The organism is Actibacterium naphthalenivorans (assembly GCF_014196965.1).
Classification (GTDB): Bacteria; Pseudomonadota; Alphaproteobacteria; order Rhodobacterales; family Rhodobacteraceae; genus Actibacterium_A; species Actibacterium_A naphthalenivorans.
In genome coordinates, this window is the sequence record NZ_JACIEQ010000038.1 from 1 (window position 1) to 2,513 (window position 2,513).

Sequence of the window (2,513 nt, forward strand, 5' to 3'; positions counted from 1 at the left end):
TGAGAACGGCGGTGCAAAAGTCGGCCACGGTAGCGGCGGGATGAGCCTGCTGCGGGCGGCGTAAAAGTCGTCCACCTTTACCCTTTCTGGCGACAGGGAGGGCGGGAGGATTTTCACCGTGGATTTGTATCGGAAAGTTCGGCTGGCCTGTGCTGAAGGCATGAGCCAGCGCGAAGCGGCGCGGCATTTCAACATCTCGCGCGACAGCGTAGCCAAGATGATGGCGTTCTCGGTCCCGCCGGGATATCGGCGGTCGGCACCGATCAGGCGGCCGAAGCTGGATGCTTACACCGGGATCATCGACGGCTGGCTGGACGGCGATCGGGAGGTCCATCGCAAGCAGCGGCACACGGCGAAGCGGGTGTTCGAGCGGCTCCGCGACGAACACGGGTTCACCGGCGGCTACACGATCGTAAAGGATTACATGCGGCAGCGTGAACGGCGCGGCCGCGAGATGTTCGTGCCGCTGGCGCATCCGCCCGGTCATGCCCAGGCCGACTTCGGCGAGGCGGTGGTCGTCATCGGCGGCATTGAGCAGAAGGCGCATTTCTTTGTCATGGATCTGCCGCACAGTGATGCCTGCTTCGTGCGAGCCTATCCGGCAGCCACTGCCGAGGTTTGGGTGGATGGCCACGTTCACGCTTTCGCGTTCTTCGGCAAGGTGCCCGCGTCGGTCCTCTACGACAACGACCGCTGTCTGGTTGCGAAGATTCTTCCTGATGGAACGCGTCAGCGGGCCACGCTCTTCAGCGGGTTCCTGTCGCATTACCTGTTCCGTGATCGTTACGGGCGCCCCGGCAAGGGCAATGACAAGGGCAACGCGGAGGGGTTGGTCGGTTATTCCCGCCGCAACTTCATGGTGCCGATCCCGCGGTTCGCGACTTGGGACGCATTCAACGATTACCTGGAGGCACAGTGCCTCAAACGTCAGGCGGATGTCCTGCGCGGCCAGTCCGAGACGATCGCGGAACGCCTCGAGCGGGATTTGGCCGCGATGGCTGATCTGCCGACAGCGCCATTCGATGCTTGCGATCAGGTCACCGGACGGGTCAGCTCCCAGGCACTGGTGCGCTACAAAACCAACGATTACTCAGTCCCCGTCGCCTACGGCCACCGTGACGTCTGGATCAGGGGCTATGTCGACGTGGTCGTGATCGGCTGCGGTGGCGAGGTCATCGCACGACATCCACGCTGCTACGACCGTGAGGACATGGTCTTCGACCCGGTGCATTACCTTCCGCTCATCGAGCAAAAGATCAACGCCCTGGACCAGGCGGCGCCCCTGGCGGAATGGGACCTGCCGCTCGAGTTCGCGACCCTGCGCCGCCTGATGGAAGCGCGGATGATCAAGGCCGGACGCCGCGAGTATGTCCAGGTTCTGCGCCTGCTGGAGACCTTCGACATCGACGATCTGCATGCCGCCGTTAAGAAGGCCCTGCAATTGGGCGCGGTCGGCTTCGATGCCGTCAAGCACCTCGTCCTCTGTCACGTCGAGAAACGGCCGCCGAAATTGGATCTCGATGTCTACCCATATCTGCCGCGGGCGAACGTCGAGACCACATCCCCGGCCAGCTATATGGCCCTGATGTCGGAGGATGCAGCATGACCGACATCCCGAAGATCCTGCTCGCGGATCATCTCAAGACGCTGAAGCTGCCCACCTTCCTGCGGGAATACGAGAAGCTCGCCCGACAATGCGCCGCGGAAGGGCTGGATCATGTCCAGTTCCTGGCCCGCCTGGTCGAGCTGGAATTGATCGACCGCGAGCGGCGGATGATCGAGCGGCGCATCAAGGCCGCGAAGTTCCCGACGGCCAAGAGCCTGGACAGCTTCGACTTCAAGGCGATCCCGAAGCTCAACAAGATGCAGGTGCTGGAACTCGCCCGTTGCAACTGGATTGAGCGGCGCGAGAATGTCATCGCCTTGGGGCCCAGTGGCACCGGCAAGACCCATGTTGCCCTCGGGCTGGGGCTGGCGGCCTGCCAGAAGGGCATGGCGGTCAGCTTCACCACCGCCGCCGCGCTGGTCAACGAGCTGATGGAGGCCCGCGACGAACGCCGCCTGCTCCGTCTGCAAAAGCAGCTGGCCGGCGTCAAATTGCTGATCATCGACGAGTTGGGCTTCGTGCCGCTATCCAAGACCGGCGCCGAGCTCTTGTTCGAGCTGATCTCGCAGCGCTATGAGCGCGGGTCCACGATGATCACGAGCAACTTGCCATTCGACGAATGGACCGAAACCTTCGGCACCGAACGCCTGACCGGCGCGCTGCTCGACAGGCTGACCCACCACGTCAACATCCTCGAGATGAACGGCGACAGCTATCGGCTCGGCCAAAGCCGCGCCCGAAAGGCCGAAGCCTCAACCTGATCACACATTGCAGAATTGGCCCTCCGGGCCAATGCGCCATGGCACGCGCCAGCTATCTGGGGAGCGCACGCGCCATGGCGCTTGGCATCCCGCCACTGGCTTGGTTTTGCGCCGCCACGTGGCCGGTTTTTACTCCGCCGTTGACA

2 protein-coding genes are annotated in these 2,513 nt (G+C 63.2%); both read left to right on the forward strand.

Annotated features, from left to right (window positions below):
* Positions 1–118 precede the first annotated feature (118 nt).
* Entirely contained in the window at positions 119–1,606 is a 1,488-nt protein-coding gene (istA, locus tag GGR17_RS20095; protein ID WP_054539393.1) for an IS21 family transposase, read from the forward strand.
* Entirely contained in the window at positions 1,603–2,367 is a 765-nt protein-coding gene (istB, locus tag GGR17_RS20100; protein WP_054539392.1) for an IS21-like element helper ATPase IstB, read from the forward strand. Before istA ends, istB begins: the two co-directional genes overlap by 4 nt.
* Positions 2,368–2,513 lie beyond the last annotated feature (146 nt).